The following is a 21604-nucleotide window of genomic DNA, read 5'->3' on the forward strand; positions in this document are numbered from 1 at the left end:
ACGCTTATGAGCTATCAGGATATTCAATTTGATTTGTCCAACGGCATCGCGCGTCTGACGCTGAACCGCCCGGACAAACTGAACAGCTTCACCGCCAACATGCACGGCGAAGTGGCCGACGCGTTGACGCGCGTTGAAACCGAAGGCGCGCGCGTGCTGGTCTTGACCGGCGCCGGCCGCGGCTTTTGCGCAGGCCAGGACTTAAGCGAGCGCAAGCCCGCCGAAGACGGCACGCCGCCCGATCTGGGCGAAACCGTCGACAAGTTCTATGGCCCGCTGGTTCGCCGCTTGAATGCCTTGCCCATGCCCGTTGTCGTGGGCGTGAATGGCGTGGCGGCCGGTGCGGGCGCCAACCTGGCGTTCGCGGGCGATATCGTCATCGCCAAGGCCTCGGCCAATTTCATCCAGTCGTTTTGCCGGCTGGGCCTGATCCCCGACACCGGCGGCACCTTCGTGCTGCCGCGTCTGGTGGGCCGGGCGCGCGCCATGGGTTTGGCGATGCTGGGCGACAAGCTCAGCGCCAAGCAGGCCGAAGAATGGGGCTTGATCTGGCAATGCGTGGCGGACGAAGAGTTCGACGCCACGCTGAACCGCCTGGCTCAACATTTTTCGACGGCGCCCACCAAGGGCCTGGCGTTCACCAAGCGCGCTTTGCAGGCCAGCTTGAGCAACGATCTGTCGACGCAGCTGGACCTGGAACGCGACATGATGCGCGAACTGGGCCGCAGCGCCGATTACGCTGAAGGCGTGGCCGCGTTCCTGGGCAAGCGCGAACCGCAATTCAAGGGGCAATGATGACCGTGCACGTTCCCACTGTTGAGGTGCCGAGCGATCCCCAGGAATTGGCGCAGGCCGTTGGCACCGTGATGTATGCGGGTGACGCGGCGTCGCAGGGCTTGGACATGAAGGTCGAAGAGATGGCGCCGGGCTATGCGCGTCTGACGATGCGCGTGCGCGCCGACATGCTCAACGGGCACAAGACCTGCCATGGCGGCTTCATCTTCGCGCTGGCCGACAGCGCGTTCGCGTTTTCTTGCAATTCGCGCAATGTCAGTACGGTGGCTTCCGGCTGCACGATCGACTATCTGGCCCCGGGCTTTGAAGGCGATCTGCTCACCGCTGTGGCGCAAGAGCGGTCGCTGGCCGGCCGCACGGGTGTGTACGACGTGACCGTCACGAATCAAGACGGGCGCAACGTCGCGCTGTTCCGAGGGCGGTCCTATCGCATCAAGGGCCAGATCGTGGGAGTCCCCGCCGAGGCCTGAGTGGCAGGCCTTAGGCACAACGCTGAACCCGTCATCCAACCAAAGACAAGATCGCCGGCCAAGCGGCGCGCGCGTGGGGGTGTTGCCCCCGGCGCGGCCCGGACCGGTGTAGAGCGAATTTCAGGAGAGAGATAACCATGTCCAACACCATAAGCAAGCCGGGGCTGGACCCCATCGAGCATGCCAGCGAGGACGAGCTTCGCGCGTTGCAGCTTGAGCGTCTGAAGTGGACCCTCAAGCACGCGTACGAGAACGTCGCGCACTACAAAAAGGCCTTCGACGAAGCGGGCGTGCATCCGGACGACTTGAAGCAGCTGTCCGATATTTCCAAGTTTCCCTTCACCACGAAGAAGGAACTGCGCGACAACTACCCGTTCGGCATGTTTGCGGTGCCGCGCGAGCGCATTTCGCGCATCCATGCGTCCAGCGGCACGACGGGCAAGCCGACGGTTGTGGGCTACACCAAGAGCGACCTGGACAACTGGGCCAATCTGGTGGCGCGCTCGATCCGCGCGGCGGGCGGCAAGCCGGGCGACACCGTGCACATCGCCTACGGCTACGGGCTGTTCACGGGCGGCCTGGGCGCGCACTATGGTGCGGAACGCCTGGGCTGCACGGTCATCCCGATGTCGGGCGGCCAAACTGAAAAGCAGGTGCAGCTGATCAATGATTTCCGTCCGGACATCATCATGGTCACGCCTTCCTACTTCTGCAATATTCTCGAAGAACAGCGCCGCCAGGGCATTGATCCGCGTCAAAGTTCGCTGCGTATCGGCATCTTCGGCGCTGAGCCGTGGACGGGCCAGATGCGCGCCGACATCGAGGCCGAAGCCGGCATCGACGCCGTGGACATCTACGGCTTGTCTGAAGTGATGGGCCCGGGTGTGGCCAGCGAATGCGTGGAAACCAAGGATGGTCCGGTGGTGTGGGAAGACCATTTCTACGCCGAGATCATCAACCCGGACACGGGCGAACCCGTGGCTGACGGCGAACCCGGCGAGCTTGTGTTCACGTCGTTGACCAAGGAAGCGATGCCCATCATCCGCTACCGCACGCGTGACCTGACCCGCCTGTTGCCGCCCACCGCGCGCAGCATGCGCCGCATTGGCAAGATCACGGGCCGCAGTGACGACATGCTGATCGTGCGTGGCGTGAACATGTTCCCGACGCAGGTTGAAGAGCTGGTGCTGAAGATCGCGCAACTGGCGCCGCACTATCAGCTGGTGCTGTCGCGCACGGGCAATATGGACGAGCTTGAAATCCTGACGGAAGTGCGCGCCGAGTTCTCGGGGCTGTCTGACGACGAACGCAACAACCTGGGCAAGCAGCTGCAACATGCCGTGAAGACGCACATCGGCGTCAGCGCGCGCATCCAGGTGTCGGATGCGGGGCATGTCGAGCGCACGTTGACGGGCAAGGCGCGTCGTGTGATCGACAAGCGTCCGAAGGTGGTCTGAGCCTGGGGCCTGGGGCCTGGGGCCTGGGGCCTGGGCCCTGGGTCCTGGCTTGTGGCTTCTGGCTATAAATCAGTCGGGTAATAAAAATGGCAGCCTTTTCGGGCTGCCATTTTTTTTGGTTCAGCGCTGAACGCCGCGGCGTTACCGCTGCGCCATCGTTCGCACGATGCGGCGGTACCAGAAGTGGAGCAGCGCGGCCGACAAGGCCAGCCCCACCATCGCCATCAGCCACATGCTGCCCGCGCCTTCGGGCGACCCTGGCACCAGCACATTGCGGATGCCATCCAGCCCGCCACGGCCCGGGCCGAAGCCAAACCACCAGCCGCCGACGAGCCCCACGCCCGCCAACGCCACCATTTGCAGCAGCAACGGCACCACCGCCACCTTGTAGGCGCGCAAGAGGTAGGAATTGATGCACTGCATGGAATCGAACAAGTGAAACAGCGGCAGTACCGCCAGCAGCGTCGTGGCCACGGCGGCGACTTCGACGTCGTCGGTATAGGCGGCAAGAATAAGCGGACGGCCCGCCAGCAGCACCGCCGCCGTCACCAAAGCGCCGATCAGGCCCAGCGCCAAGCCGGCCATGCCCGTGCGATGCGCGTGCGCCATATTGCCGGCGCCGATGGCTTGTGCGGTGAGCGCGGCGGTGGCCACCCCCAACGCCATCGGCATCATGTAGCACAGCGCCGCCAGGTTCGACATGATCTGGTGGCCGCCCGTGACGAACGTGCCTTCGCGGGCCACCAGCAGGGCCATGAATGTGAACGCCGACACTTCCACCAGGTACGAGCCGCCCATCGGAATGCCCAGCCGCAGCAGTTCCTTCAGTGTCTTCCAGTCGGGTTTGCCCACGCGAAGATGGAAGCGGCGGTAGAAGCGGTCATGCGTGATCACCCACAGCCCCAGGCCCAGGCTCATCCACGACACCACGGCCGTCGCCAGCCCAGCGCCGGTTGCGCCCATGGCGGGCAGGCCGAAGTTGCCGTAGATGAACAGCCAGTTGAAGAAGGCCTTGAAGCCGATCGCCGACAGGTTGATCGCCATGACGAGCTTGGGCCGCGACACCGATGTGCCTAGCGCGTAGATCGTGCGGAACACCAGCGCCGCGGGCAGCGCGATAACCAGCGCTTGCAAGTAGGAGCCGATGCGCTCGCGCACGCCGGGGGCCACATTGCCCGACATCGATAGCCAGACATCGGGAAACAGCATCAGGATGGCGCCCACGACCGACAGCCCAAGCGCCAGCCACACGCCCTGGCCCCAGCTGCGGCCCACTTCGTGATTGTTGCCCGCGCCGTACTGCTGCGCCAGGATGGGAATCAAGGCGTGCACCACGCCCATCAGGCCGACGAACACCGTAATGTAGATAGAGGCCGACAGGGCCATCGCGGCCAGGTCGTTGGCGCTGGAGTGGCCCGTCATGGCGGTGTCCAGTACGCCGAACGAGATGCCGGCCCACTGGCTGATCAGCACCGGCCAGGCCTGCTTGGCAATGCCGCGCAGAGTGGCGCCGAATGACATCGGCGCCGCGTTCACGGCATTCATCGGTTGGGGCCGACTCGCAGCAGGCGGAAGACTTCCTGCCGGTCGGCGCGGCGGCCGCCTTGCCACAGCACGTCGGCGCCGTCGCTATACGCGGCGGTGTTGTCGCGCAGGCTTTGATTGCTGGTCTGTTGCAGGATCAGCGTGCACTTGGCGTCAAACGTGAAGCTCAAGTTATTGAAGATCAGGAACGACGCGCGCTGGCCGCTGCCCAGGCTCAAACCCCGCACGCATTCGCCGGGCCGCATGTGTTGTTGCAAGGCTTGCGCCAATTGGCCCGATACCGTGCGATAGCTGCGCGCGTAGTCCACGGCGGGCTGCCACAGCAGCACCAGCAGAATCCACGTCACCGTCAGGCCGCCTGCGGACAACACCGTGCCGCGCCACAGGGCTTGCGGACGCACGCGCAGCCGCCACACCACCAGTGCGATCCAGGCCACGGTGAAAATCACGGCGAGCGTGAATGCGCCCCACGAAATGACGGGCTCGTAGCCGGTCGTCTGGCGGGCGATGTTGCGGGAAATCTGAGCCGGGATGTTGAAGTGCAGCGCCACCCAGCCCAGCCAGGCGGTGGCGGCCGTCAGCGAGAAGCACATGACGGCAAACCAATCCAGCGTATTGACGACACCGCGGCGCAGCGTCGGCAGCGAGAACGCACCCAGCACGGCGCACGGCACCGCCAACAGCACGTATTCGGAATCGGTGGCTTCTTCCAGGCCGAACAGCACCAGCGCCGAGCATGCCAGCAGCATCAGCGGCAGCCAGATGTGGGGGGCGTAAATCCAGGCGCGCCAGCGCCAGACGGCCAGCAGCGCCAGCGGCCAGGTCGGCCACAAGTACCAGGGCAGGTCGCGCAGCGTGCGTCCAATGTCATGCCATGACGGCAGCGCGAATGACGACAGGTTCCAGGTCTTCCAGTTGCGTACCCAGTACTGGCTGGTTTCGCTGGCCGGAATCCACCAGGCCAGGATCAGCGCCACGGTCAGCAGGGCGGCCCAGGGCAGCCAGCGCTTGCACTTCCACAATTGGCTGCGCGGGTAGAAGGCCAGCAACGCGCCGATCATGATGGGCACCGCGCCCACCCAGCCGCGCGTCAGGAAACTGGCGGCCAGCGCAATGCCCAGCGTCGTGGTGCCGGTGAAGGGGCGGTCAACGCTGCGCGCCAAGGAATAGAACGCCAGCGCCTGGCACGCCATGATCGCCGGCACGACCGTGGTTTCGTGTGTGCGTTGCAGGATGCCGACGGTGGCCAGCAGCAGCAGCAAAGCGGCGTCGGCCAGCATGCGGCCGTAGTCGCGCGGTTCAGGTTCACCGCCGAAGGGCAGGGCCAAGGGTTGGGCTTCGGCGCGGCGGCCCAGCAGATAGGTGCCGTACCAGACGCTGGTTGCGGTAATGCCAAACCACAGCAGGTTGGGCAGGCGGCCGGCGGTGATGTCGCCAATGAAGGGGCCAAACAGCCAAATGCAGATGGCGCCCACCCAGGTGATCAGCGGGCCTTCTTCGGCGTGCGCCAAGTGGCCCACTTGCGGCAGCAGCCACGTGATGCCGCCTTCGCGGATCGCCGTGATCATCGTCGCCAGACCCACCGCATCATCCGTTTTCCACGGGTCGCGCATGAACAGGCCGGCCACGACATAGGCCAGCGCCAAGCCCAGCAATATCAGTCTGGGGAGCTTCGCGGTCGCCACGGACGTGAGCCGGGCGGGAGTGGAAAGAGAAAGTGGGGACACGGGCGTTACTGTAACCGAGTGATCTGGTTGCGCCAGCCCCCAGCATGCACGAAGCCGTCCAGGGGGGAAAAAAAAGCAGCCCGAAGGCTGCCTTTTTGCTGTGACTCCCGTAGGAGCAACAGGATCAGGAAGCGGACTTGACCGTGCCGGCCGTACGGGCGAAGCGGGCGCGGAACTTTTCCACACGGCCGGTTTCGACGATACGCGTTTGGGCGCCGGTGTAGAACGGGTGCGATTCGGAGGTCACGTCGCACTTGAAGAGCGGGTACGTCTTGCCGTCGATTTCAACGGTTTCGCGCGTGTGGACCGTCGAACGGGTGATGAACTTGTTGCCCGTTTGCAGGTCGGCGAAGACGACTTCGCGGTATTCGGGGTGAATGCCTTCTTTCATGGTGCTTAATCCTTGGACCCGCTAGGGAGTCTTTCTCAAGAGTTAGGGTCGCCAGCCAGGACGCGAAAAGCGGGTTTCAGGGGCTTCGATATTTTGGCTGACAACGATAGTTGCCGCTGCGAAATACCGAATCACTGAATCACTTATGCGAGGACTCTAGCCACGTATCCAAAAAGTAACCCCAAATTCTAGCACGGGAAAATCCCGCTACGCCAGGGCAAAAGGGTGCCGCGGCGTGCGTTGCCTTCGGTGCTGAATAAGGGGACGGATTTCAAAGTTCCGTGCGCAGTTTCCAGATTTCCGGGAACAGCACGACATCCAGCATGCGCCGCAGGTAATCCACGCCCGACGTCCCGCCCGTGCCGCGCTTGAAGCCGATGACGCGTTCGACCGTTGTGACGTGGCGGAATCGCCACAGCCGGAACGCGTCTTCCAGGTCGGTCAGCTTTTCGCCCAACTGATACAGATCCCAATAGCGGTCGGTGTCGCGGTAGACCGTCAGCCAGGCGGCTTCCACGCCTTCAGAGGATTCGTACGGCTGCGTCCAGTCGCGGTCTAGCCGGTCGGCGGGCACCGCGATGCCCTGACGCGCCAGGAGGCGCAGCGCTTCGTCGTACAGCGAGGGGGCGACGTAGGCGCTTTGCACCTGAGCCAGCAGGTCTTCGCGATGCGCGTGGGGTTTGAGCATCGCGGCGTTCTTGTTGCCCAACAGGAATTCGATCTGGCGGTATTGATAGCTTTGAAAGCCGCTGGAACGGGCCAGGTACGGGCGCAGCGCGGAATACTCGGGCGGCGTCATCGTCGCCAGCACATCCCAGGCGTGAACCAGCTGCTCCATGATCTTGCTGACGCGCGCCAGCATCTTGAAGGCGGGTTGCAACCGGTCGGCCGCCACGTTGGCGATGGCGGCGCGAAGTTCGTGCAGCATCAGCTTCATCCAGAGTTCGCTGGTCTGGTGCTGAATGATGAAGAGCATCTCGTTGTGCTCGGGCGACAGCGGATGCTGCGCGCCCAGCACGTCGTCCAGATGCAGGTAGTCGCCGTAGGTCATGTCGCGCGTGAAATCCAGCTGCGCTTTTTCCTCGCGGACGATGTCTTCGGGGCGGTGCGGGCAGCTCATGCTTGGCCTCCGTGGCAGGGCGGGGCGGCGCGGCGGGCCGATGCGGGCAGGGCGCGCCAGCCGGGCGCGCGGGGGCGGACGCAGGCAAGCGCCGCACAGAGGGTGTCAGACAGGTTCATGGTCGTGCGTCTTCGAGAGCGAGCGGCCGGCGTGAGGCGGCCGCTCGAAGGCCAGCGGACCAGCCTACAGTTCGCGCAAGACGGCGCGAACCGGGCTGGCATCAGCCTGGACCAAAGCCAACGGCAGGGCGATCAATTCGTAATCGCCTTCCGGCACATCATCGAGCACCAGGTTTTCAAGCACCCGCATGTCGTGCCGCAAGATCGTGTGATGGCTGTCCAGGGTCTTGCTGGACGCGGGGTCGATGCTGGCGGTATCCAGTCCGATCAGCATGACGCCGCGTTCGGCCAGCCATTCGATGGTCTGGGGCGCGTAGGCGGAGAAATCGTCGGTCCACCAGTCTTGCGCCGCATGCTTGGCGGTGCGCACGAGCACCCGCGGCGGAAGATTCAGGGCCGCATGGGCCAGGTGGTCGGGGGTGATCAGCGGGCCGCAGTCGATCGCGTGGATCACGCGGCAGGGGCCAAGAAAGGGTTCCAGCGACACCGCGCCGATGGCGGCGGCGCCGTTCTGATAGTGCAGCGGGGCATCGGCATGCGCGCCGATATGCGGCGACAGCGTGATTTCACTGACATTGACCGGACAGCCGGGCGTAAGCGACCACTTCCATTGCTGGCGGTACGGCGTGTCGCCGGGAAAAACAGGCGACGCCGCGGAGACGGGCGGGGAAATGTCCCACAAGCGTTTCATTAGAAGCGTTTCAAGTCAGGCTGGGAGGGGTCAGGCAAAAGTCGGTCGGGCAAGAGCGGGTCGGGCAAAAGCGGGCTTGGCCACGACGGCGATTGGTCACGCGAATAGGTTAAAGCCTAAAGCAATTCCGGGCGGTAGTCTAACGAATTCCGGCGGCCTGCGGGAAGCTATACGCCGCCCAGTTCGGCCATGGAGATCACGGCCGCCCCGGCGACGATCAGGTGGTCGACCAGTTTGATGTCCACCAGCGCCAGCGCCTGTTTCAGCTGCTGCGTGAAGCCGCGGTCGGCGGCGCTGGGTTCGGCCAGGCCCGATGGGTGGTTGTGCGCCACGATCAAGGCGGCGGCATGGTGGCGCAGCGCCTCGCGGACGACTTCGCGGGGGTAGACCGAGGCCTGGGATAGCGTGCCGCGCGCCAGTTCGCCCGTGGCGATCACGCGCAGCTGGTTGTCCAGGTAGAGCGCAATGCAGTGTTCCACCTGGCGATGCCCCAGCGCCGTCATGCAATAGCGTTTTACCTGAGACGGGTGGCGCAGGGCGTCCGCGCGCGTCAGGTCTTCCTCGACGGCCCGGCGGGCCAGTTCCAGCAGCGCGGCCAGCGTGCAGGCTTTGGCCGTGCCCAGCCCGGAAACGGTCATCAGTTCGTCGGGTGTGGCCCCTAATAAACCCCGCAAGCCCGAAAAACGCTCGAGCAGGCGGCTGGAAAGATCCACCACATTCAGCCCCGGAATGCCCGTGCGCAGGGCGATGGCGAGCAGTTCCGCATCCTGTAGCGCGGCGGCGCCGTGGCGTAGTAAGCGCTCTCGGGGGCGCTCGTGTTTTGACAGCCGGACAGACAATTTCATAAGAGGCTCTAAAATCAGGGTTTATCCAATATCTATACGGTGGCAGATCTTGAGCATCGCCTCTAACGAAGTGAACGTTTTTGTCCGTCAGGATTCCTACCTAACGCTGCATTACCGCATCACGCTCGCGTCCGGTCCTGGCAAGGATTCGGTCTTCGCCGACACCTTCGACGGCCGTCCCGGCACGCTGCAAATGGGCAGCGGCCAGTGGGCGCCCGGCCTGGAAGCCGCGCTGATCGGCCATGCCGAAGGCGAAAAGTTCAGCGTGACGCTGGAGCCGGCTGACGCCTACGGCGACCGCAACCCCGAGCTGATTCAGCGCGTTACGCGCGGCATGCTGGCCGAGCACGCGGGCGCCGACGCCACGTTCGAGCCGGGCGACCTGGTGGAATTCACCGCGCCCAACGGCGGACGTTATTCTGGCGTTCTGAAAGAAATCAACGATGAGTCGGCGCTGTTCGACTTCAACCACCCGCTTGCGGGCATCAGCTTGCGAGTCGACGTGGCGCTGCTGGGAGTTCTCTGATGAGCAAGGCCGTTACCGCCGCCGACGCTGAAGTCCTGCTGGCCCAGCCGCGCGGCTTCTGTGCCGGTGTGGACCGCGCGATCGATATCGTCGAACGCGCAATCGAACTGCATGGCGCGCCGATCTACGTGCGTCATGAGATCGTGCACAACCGTTATGTGGTCGAAGACCTGCGCGCCAAGGGCGCCATCTTCATCGACGAGCTGGACGACGCGCCGGCGGGCGCCATCGTCGTGTTCTCGGCGCATGGCGTGTCCAAGGCGGTGCGGGCCGAAGCGGAATCGCGCGGCTTGCAGGTGTTTGACGCCACCTGCCCGCTGGTCACCAAGGTGCACATTGAAGTGGCGCGCATGCGCGCGGCCGGCCGCGAGATCATCATGATCGGCCACAAGGGCCACCCCGAGGTCGAAGGCACGCTAGGTCAGGCCCAGGGCGGCATGTATCTGGTCGAGACCGTGGAAGATGTGGCGGGCCTGGAAGTGACCGACCCCGAAAACCTGGCCTACGTCACCCAGACGACCCTGTCCGTCGATGACGCGGCCGCGGTGTCCAAGGCGCTCAAGGCGCGTTTCCCCAGCATCGTCGAACCCAAGAAAAGCGACATCTGCTACGCCACCCAGAATCGTCAGGACGCGGTGAAGGTGATGGCGCCGGATTGCGATCTGGTGCTGGTCGTGGGTAGCGTCAACAGCTCAAACTCGAATCGTTTGCGCGAAGTGGCCGAGCGCAAGGGCGTGGCGTCTTACCTGATCGATGGCGCGCAATCGATCGACCCCGCCTGGCTGGTGGGCCGCAAGCGCATCGGCGTCACGGCGGGCGCTTCCGCCCCCGAGATTCTGGTGCAACAGGTGATTGACCGCGTGAAGGAATTGGGCGCGGTATCGGTGCGCACGATGCCCGGCCTGGAAGAAAATGTGGCGTTCCCGCTGCCCAAGGGCTTGTCGCGCAAGGCGGCGCAAACGGAATCGCTGGAATAAGCGGCCGCCGCCCGGCGCGGCGCCAGAAAAAACGTCAAGGAGACTTCATGCAGTTGTATAGCTATTTCCGCAGCTCGGCCGCGTACCGCGTGCGCATCGCCTTGAATCTCAAGGGTTTGCCGTACGAGACGGTGCCGGTGCATCTGCTGAAGGATGGCGGCCAGCAATTGTCGGAGGGCTATCGCAAGCTGAATCCGACGGCGCTGGTGCCTACGCTGATCGATGGCGACGCGGTCATTGGCCAGTCGCTTGCCATCATTGAATATCTGGAAGAAACGCACCCCGGTGTGCCGCTGCTGCCCGCTGACGCGATTGGCCGCGCGCGTGTGCGCGATCTGGCGTTGGGCATTGCGTGCGACACGCATCCGTTGAACAACCTGCGCGTGCTGAAGTATCTGAAGCACACGCTGGGCGTGGATGAAGCCGCCAAGACTGCTTGGTACAAGCATTGGGTGCATCAGGGGCTTGAGGCCCTGGAATCGCAACTGGCGCGTTCGAGCGCCACAGGTACTTTCTGTCACGGCGATACGCCGACCATTGCTGATCTGTGCCTGGTGCCGCAAGTGGCTAACGCGCAGCGCTTTGAATGCGATTTGTCGTCGATGCCCAACGTGGTGCGCATCGATGCGGCTTGCCGCGCGCTGCCGGCTTTCGCAAACGCCGCGCCGGGCAAGCAGCCCGACGCGGAGTAGGACGACTCGACGCCGTATGGCCCCAAGTCCGGCGACTCGAAGTCATACGGCGTCGATCGTACGGAGCAGGCTGGCTTAGCCGATCTGCACCGGCACGAAGATCTTGTCTTCGCCGCGCTGCACCAGCAGCGCAACCGTCTTGCCGGCTTTGGACAGTTCCGCCTTCACCTGCGCGATGTCGCGCACGGGCACGCCGTTCAAGGACAGCAGTACATCACCCGGTTCGATGCCCGCTTTGGCAGCCGGACCGGCCGAGCGCTCAATCAGCAGGCCTTCGGCGCCCGACGCCTGTTGCTCTTGCGGGCTTAGCGGGCGCAGGGCCAGACCCAGTTGGCCGCGCTGCACGCCCTCATCCCCTGACGCCGTTTGCGACTTGTCCTTCGGCACGCCGCCCAGCGTGGCGACAAGCTCCTTGGGCGCGCCGGCACGCCAGACATCCAGCTTGATCTTCTCGCCGGGCGAGGCCAGCGTGATCATGGATGCCAAGTCGCCGGAAGACACGATGGTCTTGCCATCGATCTGCCGCACAACGTCGCCGGGTTGCAGGCCGGCCTTCTCGGCCGCGCTGCCTTTCTCGACGCTGGACACCAGCGCGCCCGAGGGCGACTCCAGCTTGAACGAGTTGGCCAGGTCTTGATTCACTTCCTGCACCGTCACGCCCAGCCGCGCATGCTGCACCTTGCCGTGCTGCAAGATCTGATCCTTGATCTTGTAGGCCACATCGATGGGGATCGAGAACGACAGGCCCTGGAAGCCGCCCGTGCGGCTGTAGATCTGCGAGTTGATGCCCACGACTTCGCCGCGGTCGTTAAACAGCGGGCCGCCCGAGTTGCCCGGGTTGACGGCCACGTCCGTCTGGATGAACGGCACCGACGTATCGTCCGGCAGCGAACGTCCCTTGGCGCTGACGATGCCCGCCGTCGCGGTGTTCTCCAGGCCGTAGGGCGAGCCAATGGCCAACACCCATTCGCCCACCTGCAATTGGTTGACGTCACCCACCTTCACCACCGGCAGGTTCTTGGCGTCGATCTTGAGCACGGCCACGTCCGTCTGCGGGTCGGCGCCCAGCACCTTGGCCTTGAATTCGCGGCGGTCGGTCAGCTTGACGGTGACTTCCTTCGCGTCTTGCACCACGTGCGCATTGGTCAGGATGGTGCCGTCGTTGCTGATGATGAAGCCCGAGCCTTCGCCGCGCATCGGGACTTCACGCGCCGGCATACGGCCGCGCGAGCCGGGGATCTGGCCAAAGAACTGGGCGAAGGGGTCGTCATCGTCTGCCGACACCTTGCGGGTGCCGCTGACGCTGATATTTACAACGGCCGGCCCGAAGTCGCGCGTGATCTGCGCGAAGTTCGGCGGGCTGGAAGTATTGATCGATTGCGGCGCAGCGGCGACGGCCGGCGCGTTGGCCGCCATCGACACGCCGCCCATCACGGCGGTTGCGCCAGCGCCGCCAATGGCGCCAGCGGCCAGCAGCGCCAGCATCAGGCGCGAGGGTTTCATTTGCGAGGTCTTCATGTCGGCTCCTGGGTTCATGTTTGAGGACATGACGCTATCTTCGGGCCCGACACTTAGGTGAATCTTAAATCGCTGAAATCATCCGCGCAGGGGGAATTCCACGCGTGCGCGCAACCCGTGGCCGCCGGGGGCGTCTTCCAGGAAAATTGCGGCGTGATGGCGGTCGGCGATGGCGCGGGCGATAGACAGCCCCAGGCCGCTGCCGTGCTGCGTATTGCCTTCGGCGCGGTAGAAGCGGTCGAAGACGCGTTCGCGTTCGGCGGGAGGAATGCCGGGGCCTTCGTCGTCAATCGTGAAAGACACCTTGTCTTTCGCCTGATCCAAATGCAGCCGGATGCGCCCGCCTTCCGGCGAGTGCTTGATGGCGTTGTCCAGCAGGTTGCGCGCCAGCAGCACCAGCGCGTCGCGGTGGCCTTGCATGACGGCTTCATCGGCGCCGTCCATGTCGATCGTGATGGACTTGGTATTCGCCTGCGGCAGGTTTTCAGACAGGGCCTGACGCAGCACGTCGGCCAGGTCCACGGGGGCGGCGGGCGTCTGTTCGGCGGTGCTTTCGTGGCGGGCCATGGACAGCAGCTGTTCGACCAGGCGCGTGGCGCGGTCGATGCCGGCGGCCAGGCGCTGTTCGGCAAGCTGGCGGGCGTCTGCGTCGCTGGCGCGCCGCAGTGCTTGCAGTTGCAGGCGCAGTGCCGTCAGCGGAGATCGCAATTCATGTGCGGCGTCTCCGACAAATTGCTTTTGTTGTGCGAACGCGCCTCGCATGCGGTCCAGCAGCAGATTCAGTTCGACGATAAGGGGGCGGATTTCATCGGGCAGCCCCGTCACGCTGACCGGCGACAGGTCTTCGGGCTGCCGCGCGGCAACCTGTTCGCGCGCGCGATTGACGGGGCGCAGCGACCAGCTCACCACGCACCAGATGATCAGCATCAGAACGGGCGCCGCAGCCGCAATGGGCGCGATGGTGCGCAGCGCCAGCGCGCGCGCCATGTGCTTGCGCACGTCCATGTCCTGCGCGACCTGGATCACCTGGAAGGGCGTCGCCAGCGAATACACGCGATACGTGGTGCCTTCCATCTTGGCGTCGGAAAACCCCAGCACGATCTGGTCGGGCAGGGGGCGGCGCGAGCGTGAGTTGAAGACGCGCAGGCCGTCAGGCGTCCAGATCTGGATGATCAGGTCGTCGGCCATGGGCGTGGCGGCGCCGCGGTTATGGGTGGGGCCTGTGCTGAGCAGGCCGTCGCCCGTGCCTAGCGACAAGGCGGTGCGTTGCAGCAGCGAATCAAAGATGTCGTCGGCCTGCGCGAGCGTGCTGCGATAGGCGATGGCGGCTTGCGCGAGCGCGCCGACCACAATGGCGGCCAGCAGGAAGAACAGCAGACGGGCTCGTAGCGAGTCGCTAAGCCGAATGCTCATGTTTTGGGAATGACATAGCCGACGCCTCTGACGTTCTGGATCAGGTTCGGACCCAGTTTCTTGCGCAGGCCATGAATATAAACCTCAACCGCGTTGCTGCTGACGCTGTCTTTCCAGCTGTAGAGTTTTTCTTCCAGCTGGGCGCGCGAAAAGATCATGCCCGGGCGGGCGATCAGCGGTTCCAGCACGGCCCATTCGCGGGCGGTCAGCGCAACGGGCGTGCCATCCACCATCGCCGCATGCGATTGCGGGTCGATGGTGATGCCTTCATGCTCAAACACGGGTTCGGCGCGCCCGGCGCTGCGGCGGATCAGCGCGCGCATGCGGGCCAGCAGCTCGTCTACGTCATACGGTTTGACGACGTAGTCATCCGCGCCGGCGTCCAGCCCCGCAATGCGGTCGCTGACGGCGTCGCGCGCGGTGGCGATCAGGACCGGCGTGCGGTCCTTGCGCGTGCGCAGGTCGCGCAACAGCGTCAGGCCGTCGCGCTTGGGCAGGCCCAGGTCCAGCAGAATCAAGTCATAGGTGTCGGTGCGCAAGGCCAGCTCGGCAGCGTTGCCGTCCTTGACCCAGTCGACGGCGTAATGCTCCGCGCGCAGGCAGTCCAGTACGCTTTCACCGATCATGATGTCGTCTTCGACGAGAAGGATGCGCATGGTGGTCTTCGCTTGGCTGAAGGAAAAATCCAGCAAGTTGGACGCGTGTGGGGCGGATGGAGTTCCCGTGAGCGGGGCCGCCAAGGGCAGGGGCGTTCGAGCGAAGGATGTGCGGAAATGAAAAAAGCAGCCCGAGAGGGCTGCTTTTTGAATTTGGTGCCGGCAATAGGAGTCGAACCTACGACCTTCGCATTACGAATGCGCTGCTCTACCAACTGAGCTATGCCGGCAAGACCATTTGCTTCAACTTCTGCGTGCCGGTGTTGAATTCGGCGATGCTGAACAACAAGCAAAACATCTTTGTTTCTTCCAGTTCGTCGCCTTGTTTTTAGGGCCTGATCTGGAAAGACCGAAATCATATCAGAGTTTTTTCGCGATGGGAAACAATCGACGCAAAAAGATTTAAAAATTCTGCGATTTGCATGCGCCAAAAATTTAGTTCATAATTACGTTCTTGGCAGATCCCCGATAGCTCAGTCGGTAGAGCGACGGACTGTTAATCCGCAGGTCGCTGGTTCGAGCCCAGCTCGGGGAGCCAAAACAAATACCGAACATCAAGGCCACTCACGCAAGCGAGTGGCCTTTTTGTTTGCGCGCGCGCAGGTAGCGTGCCCTCTGTTGTACGCTGCGCGATCCGCGTCCACGGTGGGGTGGCGCAATGCAACCGGTTGGGTCGAAGACGATGGAAAACGACAAACGCATTGGCGTGACCGTGATTTCTGGGTTTCTGGGCAGCGGCAAAACCACGCTGCTCAACCGCTTGCTGCACGAACCGGCCTATGCCGATTCGGTTGTCGTCGTCAACGAGTACGGCGATATTGGCGTCGACCATCACTTGGTGCGCCTGGCGCCGGCCAATGTGGTTCTGATCGAAGGCGGCTGCCTGTGCTGCGTGGTCAGCGGGGCGGTGGTCGACACCTTGCGCGATCTCTTCATGTTGGCGCTCAGCCGCCGGATCAAGCCGTTTCGCCATGTGCTGATCGAAACCAGCGGGCTGGCTGATCCGGCGTCCATTCTGTTCATGCTCAAACACGACCATTTCTTGGCCGAGCGCTATGCATATCGCGGCGCGATCGTGCTGGTGGACGTGCGTCATGGTGAAGCGCAATTGGCCACGCAGCCCGAGGCGTCCCGGCAATTGGCCTTGGCCGATACCGTGGTGCTCAGCAAGTCCGACCTGGCGGATGCAGCGCAATTGCGGCGGGTGGAGCAGGCGGTTGTTGCTATCAACCCCGGTGCGCAACGGTGTGTGCAGCGTCAGGATTCGCCATTGGCGGGTGTGTTGCGCGATGGCCCGGATATGCTGGCGCGGCGGGACGGCGTTGCGCTGTCGCATTGGCTACAGGCATTCGCCCAGCCGGCGGCTGGCCGGCATGCGCAAACCGCCAGTTTTTCGTTGACCTTGTCATCGCCAATCAGCCGGGCTGCTTTCCTGGCCGGGGTGTCGCGCATTCAGGAACGTTTTGGTCAGGCGTTGCTACGCATGAAGGGGCTGGTGTGTTTCGAAGGCGAGGCGCTGCCGTGCGAGGTGCACGGTGTGCATGGTGAGCTGTATCCCTTGCGCGGGCTGACGCAATGGCCGGACGATGATCGATCCTCGCGTCTCGTCTATATCGTGCGTGGCTTGGATACGGACGAGATGCGGGCCGCGGTTTGTGAGGCGCTGGGCCAGTAGTCCGACTCAAGAGGGTGCCGTTTCCGTCTGTCGGTTCAGTGCGCAAAATGTCTCATATTCGACGCGGATAATGCACAGAAATACGGTATAACCGGTACGGTCTGATGCAAGAATCGAGACAATCATGGATCGTCTGAAAGCCATGCAGGTGTTCGTCGAAGTCGCTGACCGGGGTAGCCTGTCGGCGGCCGCAGTGCATTTGGATATGTCGCGAGCGATGGTGTCGAGGTATCTGGCTGAGATGGAGCAGTGGGTGGGGGTGCGCTTGCTGCATCGCACGACACGCCGCCTGAGTCTCACGCCAGCGGGCGCGGAAACCTTGCCCCGCTGCCGGCAGATGCTGGATATGGTGGGCGATCTGCGCAGTGCGGTCTCGACCCCTGAGGACACGCCGCGCGGGTTATTGCGCATCACCACGAGTATGTCGTTTGGCGCCAAGCACCTGGCCGGCGCCGTCACCGATTACGTCAAGCAGCATCCCGGCACGTCGGTGGATCTGATGCTGGTCGAGCGCGCCGTGAACCTGGTCGAAGAGCGGGTGGATCTGGCGGTGCGCATCACCAATGACCTGGACCCGAACCTGATTGCGCGCAAGCTGGCGGTCTGCCGTTCGGTGGTGTGCGCGTCACCCGACTATCTGGCGCGCGAAGGCGTGCCGGCACGCGTCGAGGACCTGTCCCTGCGCAACTGCCTGACCCATTCTTACTTTGGCAAGAGCTTGTGGCGTTTTGAACGAGACGGCCAGCCGGTGGATGTGCCGGTCAGCGGAAACATCAGCGCCAACGAGGTGTCGGTGCTGTGCAGCGCTGCGCTGGAAGGGGCGGGCATTGCCATGCTGCCCACCTACTACGCGGCGGAGCATATTGCTGCGGGCCGGTTGAAGGCGATTCTGCCGCAGTGCAAGCCTCAGGAATTGGGCATTTATGGTGTGTATGCGTCGCGCCGCCAAATGCCGCTGATTCTGCGTTCAATGCTGGATTTTCTGGTGGACAGGTTGGGTTCCGCGCCGTGGGATAAGCCTGCGGGATAGATTCTGACGTGCGCATTGCGGCCCGGTGGGCTTGAGAGCGAGGGTTATGGCGGTATAATTTGCAAATTGCTCGCGCAGGTTTGGCAACTGAGCCAAATTCATGTTCTTGAGCAGTAGTCTTCGAAAATATCTAAGAATCGTAAGTCCGGCCTGGATTGGGCTATGGCATCGCGAAGAAATCTTCGCATGTGCAAGGGGCGCGTGGATTCAGGGCGCGGCAGCTCGCCGCGACACCGTATTCATTGTTTGATGATCCGGGTCTTGATACTGATTGCCGCAGGATGATGACGCCGGGTACCGGCGTGTCTTGCAGGCTCGTTGGCGAGTGATGCCAACTTTCCAGAATTTGCTTAAGGCGTCTGCCGCGATAGAAATCGGGCAGGCTTGTCGCCCTATCTGGCGCGCCGCGGCCGTATTGCCGCATGGCCGTCGTAGATGGCAATCAACGCAGGAATCGTGTGAACACTACGCAAATCAACGCCGTCGGTAGCGGATCTGTCCGAGCTATTGCTTGTGATGGGGTTTGGCCGGCTGCGGAGTTGCGGGTGGCGACGTGTGCGGGATTGCGAGTTGGGTCGCGAATTGGGTCGCGTGTTGGGCTGGGTATGCCCATCGCCCTGACAAACGCCAAAAAAATCGCTGAACAAATGAAAAAGGCCCAGCGAAATCGCCAGGCCTTCATCAAATTTGGTTGCGGGGGCAGGATTTGAACCTACGACCTTCGGGTTATGAGCCCGACGAGCTGCCAGACTGCTCCACCCCGCGTCTGAGAAAAGAATATTAACCTTATTTCCAACCTAGCGCAAGTTAGCCCTTTTTGAATTTGAATGTCGATGAACGATAGCGAGGCAATACTCGTGCTGGAAACCGCGCTTTTATGTGCGGTGCAGCCGATGCAACTGTCCGATATGCGCAAGCTATTCGGTGACGATGAACAATTCGACAACAGTAAGCTGCGTGCGCTGTTGGAGACACTGCAAGCCAATTGGGCCGATGGCGGCCTGGAGCTGGTGCAGCTGGCAAGCGGATGGCGCTTTCAAAGCCGCCCGCATATGCAGCGCTACCTTGAGCGGCTGAGTCCTGAAAAGCCGCCCAAGTATTCGCGCGCCGTGATGGAGACGCTGGCGATTGTTGCGTGGCGTCAACCGGTGACGCGAGGCGATATTGAAGATATCCGGGGTGTGACGGTGTCTTCGCAGATCGTGAAGGCGCTGGAAGATCGGGGCTGGATCGAAGTGATCGGGCATCGTGATGCGCCCGGCCGCCCGGCGCTCTTCGGCACGACGCGCCAGTTTCTGGACGATCTGGGGCTGCGCGCGCTGGACGAGCTGCCGCCGCTGGAATCCGCGCAAGCTGCCGCTGCGTTGGCGGGCCTGGATCTGGGGGAAGTACAGCAAGTGACAGGCGAAGCGCCGGGCGGGATGCCGGGCGAAGTTCCGCTGGAAAGTGCTGAAAATGACACTATCCCCGTTGCGGAATTGTCTGTTTCGGAAGACGATGCACCCATAGCCCCGGTCGATAGCGTAGAATCCGTCGTTTCGCGCACAGAAGAAGGCGCGATTCCCGCCGACGAACCCACCGTCCGGGAGCAAGCCGAAGGCTTGTCCAATACGCCGACCCTGTCCGGTTTTCCCGACGACAGAGCCGGTAACGACATTTCCGATATGGCCGCCGATTCCCCTGAGGACGGTGCTGCAAAGGAAAGTGTCGAGAACGCAAAACACGCGGAACCGACCGACCCGATTGACGAGACCGATCACGCAGCGCCTGGCGCCGCTGGGCATGAGCCCGATTTCGGCCTTGATGATCCTGTTCGGCCCGACCCCGATGCCGCCTCCGTGGCCTCGGATGAAACGGACCCGGCGCGGCCTGGCGCCAGCCGAGATTCGGCGTCCCCTGATGATGACGAGCCTGCCCCTGGCAGGCCTACCCAAGTTTGAAATTCGGAGCTGTCCCAGTGACAACGAATACAGCAATGCAGGACGAGAATCCCCGTTCGGATGACACCGTTTCCAACGGTCAGCCGGAATCCTCCGCCGCGCGCGAGCCGGCAGCCGAAGGCGAGGGCGCAGCCCGTGGCCGCGGCCGCAAGCTGAGGACGCCGTTCCGTCGCCGTCGTGGCGACGCAACGGGCGAGCAAGCACCCGCTGTCGAAGGCCAGCCCGCGGCGGCCGCCGCTGCTCCGGTCGAGTCGCCTGACTCCCGTGGTGGCGAGCAGGAAGCCGAGCAGGCCCTGTCGTACCTTGAGACGGCTGACCGCATGGAGCAGCGTCTGGGCAAGTACCTGAACAGCGATTCGGTCATGCCCAAGCTGCACAAGGTGTTGGCGGACGCCGGCATCGGTTCGCGCCGCGAAATGGAAGAACTGATTGTTGCTGGCCGCGTGTCGGTCAACGGCGAGCCGGCCCATATTGGCCAGCGCGTGGCCCCGAACGACCAGGTTCGCGTGAACGGCAAGCCGATCATGCGCGTGAACACCAAGAAGCCGCCGCGCGTGATCCTGTATCACAAGCCGGCAGGCGAAATCGTCAGCCATGACGACCCGGCTGGCCGCGCCAGCGTATTCGCGCGCTTGCCCAAGCTGCGCACCGGCAAGTGGCTGTCGGTCGGCCGTCTGGACTTGAACACCGAAGGGCTGCTGATCTTCACGACTTCCGGTGACATGGCCAACCGCATCATGCACCCCCGTTATGGCACCGAGCGCGAATACGCGGTTCGCGTGCTGGGCGAAATGGACGAGGCGCAGCGCCAGTCGCTGGTCGATGGCATCGAGCTGGAAGACGGCTTGGCCGCGTTCGGCGCGCTGGATTATCTGGGTGGCGACGGCAGCAACCGCTGGTATCGCGTGACCTTGCAAGAAGGCCGCAACCGCGAAGTCCGCCGCATGTTTGAAGCCGTGGGCGTTACGGTCAGCCGCCTGATCCGCACCCGTTTCGGTGATGTGGTCCTGCCGCGTACGTTGCGCCGGGGCCGCTGGGAAGAATTGGATGGTTCGCTCGTCACCGCCTTGATGGTCCAGCTTGGACTGTTGCGTGAAGACGACGAATCTGGCGGTAATCGCCGCCGCTCGAAGCAGCCGCAATCGCATGACAGCGCGCTGCCCCCGGGCTTTGGCACGATGGATCGCAACGGCATGAACGGCGCGCGTATCGGCCGTCGCGGCAAGTTGCAAGGCGGCCGCTTGGGCAGCGCGGGTCAAACGGCGGCGTGTCCGTCCGACCCGTTCGGCACCGGTCTGATGATCGCGGGCGGTTACGCCAACGGCCACCCGCTGGCTGCGGAAGGCGCGGGCGGCAATCGCAAGGGCGGCAAGCCGGGCGGCCGTTCGGCGGCGCCGGGTGGTGGCCGTTCGGGTGGTAAGCAAGGCGGTAAGCCGGGTGGCAACGCAGGCGGCAAGCCGGGCGGCAAACCGCGCGGTCCGCGTTCGGCGGCGGCCAATGGCCCGTCGGGCAACGTGGGTTCGGCGGATGTGGCCGTGGGTAATGTGGCTGAAGCGCCTATGGGCGGCGGCCGCAAGCCTGGTGGCGGCAAACCGGGTGGCAAGCCTGCGGGTGCGCGTGGCGGCAACGCCGGCGGCCGCAATGGCAAGCCGGCAGGTGCTGGCGGCCGGGGTGGCAACAAGGCTGAAGGTCCGCGCGGTGCAGGCAATTCCGCCGGAAACAAGGGTCCGGGCGCAGGCGGCAAGCCGCGCGCTCCGCGTAGCGCATCGTCGTCTTCGTCGTCGCCTCGTGGTGATGATTGGCAACCGCGTGGCGCATCGGCGCACGAGTCCCGCCTGGGTGTGATGGGCGGACGCGGCCGTCAAGGCCGCTGAGCGTGGCTGGCGGCGGCGCTAACGGCGCCGCCGGGCACGATGTGTCCCGCATAACTGTAAGCCCGTGACGAATCAGGCGTTTTTCCAGTTTATCTGGTAAAATCAATGGTTTTCATGGCTTCGCGTCATTGCTTTTTGTCAGG

General features: G+C 63.7%; 19 protein-coding genes and 3 tRNA genes. 11 read left to right on the forward strand and 11 right to left on the reverse strand.

Going from position 1 to position 21604, the window contains the following annotated elements; translation table 11 throughout:
* Positions 1 to 6: 6 nt before the first annotated feature.
* From paaG to paaK, 3 genes are all read left to right on the forward strand, one after another.
* Positions 7 to 795, forward strand: a complete 789-nt coding sequence (paaG, locus tag ACFZAI_RS10925; protein ID WP_391566902.1) for a 2-(1,2-epoxy-1,2-dihydrophenyl)acetyl-CoA isomerase PaaG — start codon at positions 7 to 9, stop codon at positions 793 to 795.
* Positions 795 to 1265: a hydroxyphenylacetyl-CoA thioesterase PaaI gene (gene paaI / locus ACFZAI_RS10930; protein WP_391566903.1), complete on the forward strand. Its 471-nt coding sequence runs from the start codon at positions 795 to 797 to the stop codon at positions 1263 to 1265. The genes paaG and paaI overlap by 1 nt, the downstream gene beginning before the upstream one ends.
* 137 nt (positions 1266 to 1402) lie before the next feature.
* A complete protein-coding gene (gene paaK, locus ACFZAI_RS10935; protein WP_391566904.1) occupies positions 1403 to 2722 on the forward strand; it encodes a phenylacetate--CoA ligase PaaK in 1320 nt (439 codons plus the stop codon).
* A 141-nt stretch (positions 2723 to 2863) separates the two neighbouring features.
* On the opposite strand, the gene ACFZAI_RS10940 is transcribed toward paaK, so the two are convergent.
* From ACFZAI_RS10940 to radC, 6 genes are all read right to left on the reverse strand, one after another.
* Complete coding sequence (locus ACFZAI_RS10940; RefSeq protein WP_391566905.1) at positions 2864 to 4267, reverse strand: MATE family efflux transporter; 1404 nt, start codon at positions 4265 to 4267, stop codon at positions 2864 to 2866.
* Entirely contained in the window at positions 4264 to 5994 is a 1731-nt protein-coding gene (locus ACFZAI_RS10945) for an ArnT family glycosyltransferase (protein WP_391566906.1), read from the reverse strand. The genes ACFZAI_RS10940 and ACFZAI_RS10945 overlap by 4 nt, the downstream gene beginning before the upstream one ends.
* 124 nt (positions 5995 to 6118) lie before the next feature.
* Positions 6119 to 6385 carry a type B 50S ribosomal protein L31 gene (locus tag ACFZAI_RS10950; RefSeq protein ID WP_006218255.1) on the reverse strand — a complete coding sequence of 89 codons (267 nt, stop codon included), beginning with the start codon at positions 6383 to 6385 and terminating at the stop codon, positions 6119 to 6121.
* Between the two features lie 271 nt (positions 6386 to 6656).
* The gene (gene kynA, locus ACFZAI_RS10955; RefSeq protein ID WP_391566907.1) at positions 6657 to 7505 is read right to left on the reverse strand and encodes a tryptophan 2,3-dioxygenase; all 849 of its coding nucleotides are present in this window, start codon (positions 7503 to 7505) and stop codon (positions 6657 to 6659) included.
* A 183-nt stretch (positions 7506 to 7688) separates the two neighbouring features.
* Positions 7689 to 8315, reverse strand: a complete 627-nt coding sequence (gene kynB, locus ACFZAI_RS10960; RefSeq protein ID WP_391566908.1) for an arylformamidase — start codon at positions 8313 to 8315, stop codon at positions 7689 to 7691.
* Positions 8316 to 8482: 167 nt separating this feature from the next.
* Positions 8483 to 9160, reverse strand: coding sequence for a DNA repair protein RadC (gene radC / locus ACFZAI_RS10965; RefSeq protein WP_391566909.1), 678 nt, complete (start codon positions 9158 to 9160; stop codon positions 8483 to 8485).
* Positions 9161 to 9209: 49 nt separating this feature from the next.
* Here radC and ACFZAI_RS10970 point away from each other — a divergent pair, with 49 nt between their 5' ends.
* Genes ACFZAI_RS10970 through maiA form a run of 3 tightly spaced genes read left to right on the forward strand, consistent with a single transcriptional unit; the run spans position 9210 to position 11355 of the window.
* Positions 9210 to 9686 (forward strand): peptidylprolyl isomerase, encoded by a 477-nt coding sequence (locus ACFZAI_RS10970; RefSeq protein WP_391566910.1) that lies wholly within the window; start codon positions 9210 to 9212, stop codon positions 9684 to 9686.
* Positions 9686 to 10663, forward strand: coding sequence for a 4-hydroxy-3-methylbut-2-enyl diphosphate reductase (gene ispH, locus ACFZAI_RS10975; RefSeq protein WP_391566911.1), 978 nt, complete (start codon positions 9686 to 9688; stop codon positions 10661 to 10663). Before ACFZAI_RS10970 ends, ispH begins: the two co-directional genes overlap by 1 nt.
* Before the next feature lie 47 nt (positions 10664 to 10710).
* Positions 10711 to 11355 (forward strand): maleylacetoacetate isomerase, encoded by a 645-nt coding sequence (gene maiA, locus ACFZAI_RS10980; protein ID WP_391566912.1) that lies wholly within the window; start codon positions 10711 to 10713, stop codon positions 11353 to 11355.
* Between the two features lie 75 nt (positions 11356 to 11430).
* On the opposite strand, the gene ACFZAI_RS10985 is transcribed toward maiA, so the two are convergent.
* The 4 genes from ACFZAI_RS10985 to ACFZAI_RS11000 form a co-directional block, all read right to left on the reverse strand.
* A complete protein-coding gene (locus ACFZAI_RS10985; RefSeq protein ID WP_391566913.1) occupies positions 11431 to 12873 on the reverse strand; it encodes a DegQ family serine endoprotease in 1443 nt (480 codons plus the stop codon).
* A 78-nt stretch (positions 12874 to 12951) separates the two neighbouring features.
* Positions 12952 to 14286: an ATP-binding protein gene (locus ACFZAI_RS10990; RefSeq protein ID WP_391566914.1), complete on the reverse strand. Its 1335-nt coding sequence runs from the start codon at positions 14284 to 14286 to the stop codon at positions 12952 to 12954.
* On the reverse strand, positions 14283 to 14942 hold the full coding sequence (locus ACFZAI_RS10995) for a response regulator (RefSeq protein ID WP_054423629.1): 660 nt from the start codon (positions 14940 to 14942) through the stop codon (positions 14283 to 14285). The genes ACFZAI_RS10990 and ACFZAI_RS10995 overlap by 4 nt, the downstream gene beginning before the upstream one ends.
* A 154-nt stretch (positions 14943 to 15096) precedes the next feature.
* Positions 15097 to 15172: transfer RNA gene (locus ACFZAI_RS11000), tRNA-Thr, on the reverse strand.
* A 232-nt stretch (positions 15173 to 15404) separates the two neighbouring features.
* On the opposite strand from ACFZAI_RS11000, the gene ACFZAI_RS11005 reads away from it, so the two are divergent.
* The 3 genes from ACFZAI_RS11005 to ACFZAI_RS11015 all read left to right on the forward strand — a co-directional run bounded on the left by ACFZAI_RS11005 (position 15405) and on the right by ACFZAI_RS11015 (position 17647).
* Positions 15405 to 15480: transfer RNA gene (locus ACFZAI_RS11005), tRNA-Asn, on the forward strand.
* A 120-nt stretch (positions 15481 to 15600) separates the two neighbouring features.
* Positions 15601 to 16617, forward strand: a complete 1017-nt coding sequence (locus tag ACFZAI_RS11010) for a CobW family GTP-binding protein (protein ID WP_391566915.1) — start codon at positions 15601 to 15603, stop codon at positions 16615 to 16617.
* Positions 16618 to 16741: 124 nt separating this feature from the next.
* A complete protein-coding gene (locus ACFZAI_RS11015) occupies positions 16742 to 17647 on the forward strand; it encodes a LysR family transcriptional regulator (RefSeq protein WP_391566916.1) in 906 nt (301 codons plus the stop codon).
* Between the two features lie 688 nt (positions 17648 to 18335).
* Here ACFZAI_RS11015 and ACFZAI_RS11020 read toward each other — a convergent pair.
* A tRNA-Met gene (locus tag ACFZAI_RS11020) sits at positions 18336 to 18412 on the reverse strand.
* Between the two features lie 62 nt (positions 18413 to 18474).
* On the opposite strand from ACFZAI_RS11020, the gene scpB reads away from it, so the two are divergent.
* Together scpB and rluB are read left to right on the forward strand one after the other, a co-directional pair.
* Complete coding sequence (gene scpB / locus ACFZAI_RS11025) at positions 18475 to 19587, forward strand: SMC-Scp complex subunit ScpB (protein ID WP_391566917.1); 1113 nt, start codon at positions 18475 to 18477, stop codon at positions 19585 to 19587.
* A gap of 35 nt (positions 19588 to 19622) precedes the next feature.
* Positions 19623 to 21461, forward strand: coding sequence for a 23S rRNA pseudouridine(2605) synthase RluB (gene rluB / locus ACFZAI_RS11030; protein WP_391566918.1), 1839 nt, complete (start codon positions 19623 to 19625; stop codon positions 21459 to 21461).
* The last annotated feature ends 143 nt before the right edge of the window (positions 21462 to 21604 follow it).

The sequence above is a fragment of the Achromobacter sp. NPDC008082 genome, assembly GCF_042957345.1.
In the GTDB taxonomy this organism is placed as follows: domain Bacteria; phylum Pseudomonadota; class Gammaproteobacteria; order Burkholderiales; family Burkholderiaceae_B; genus Achromobacter; species Achromobacter kerstersii_A.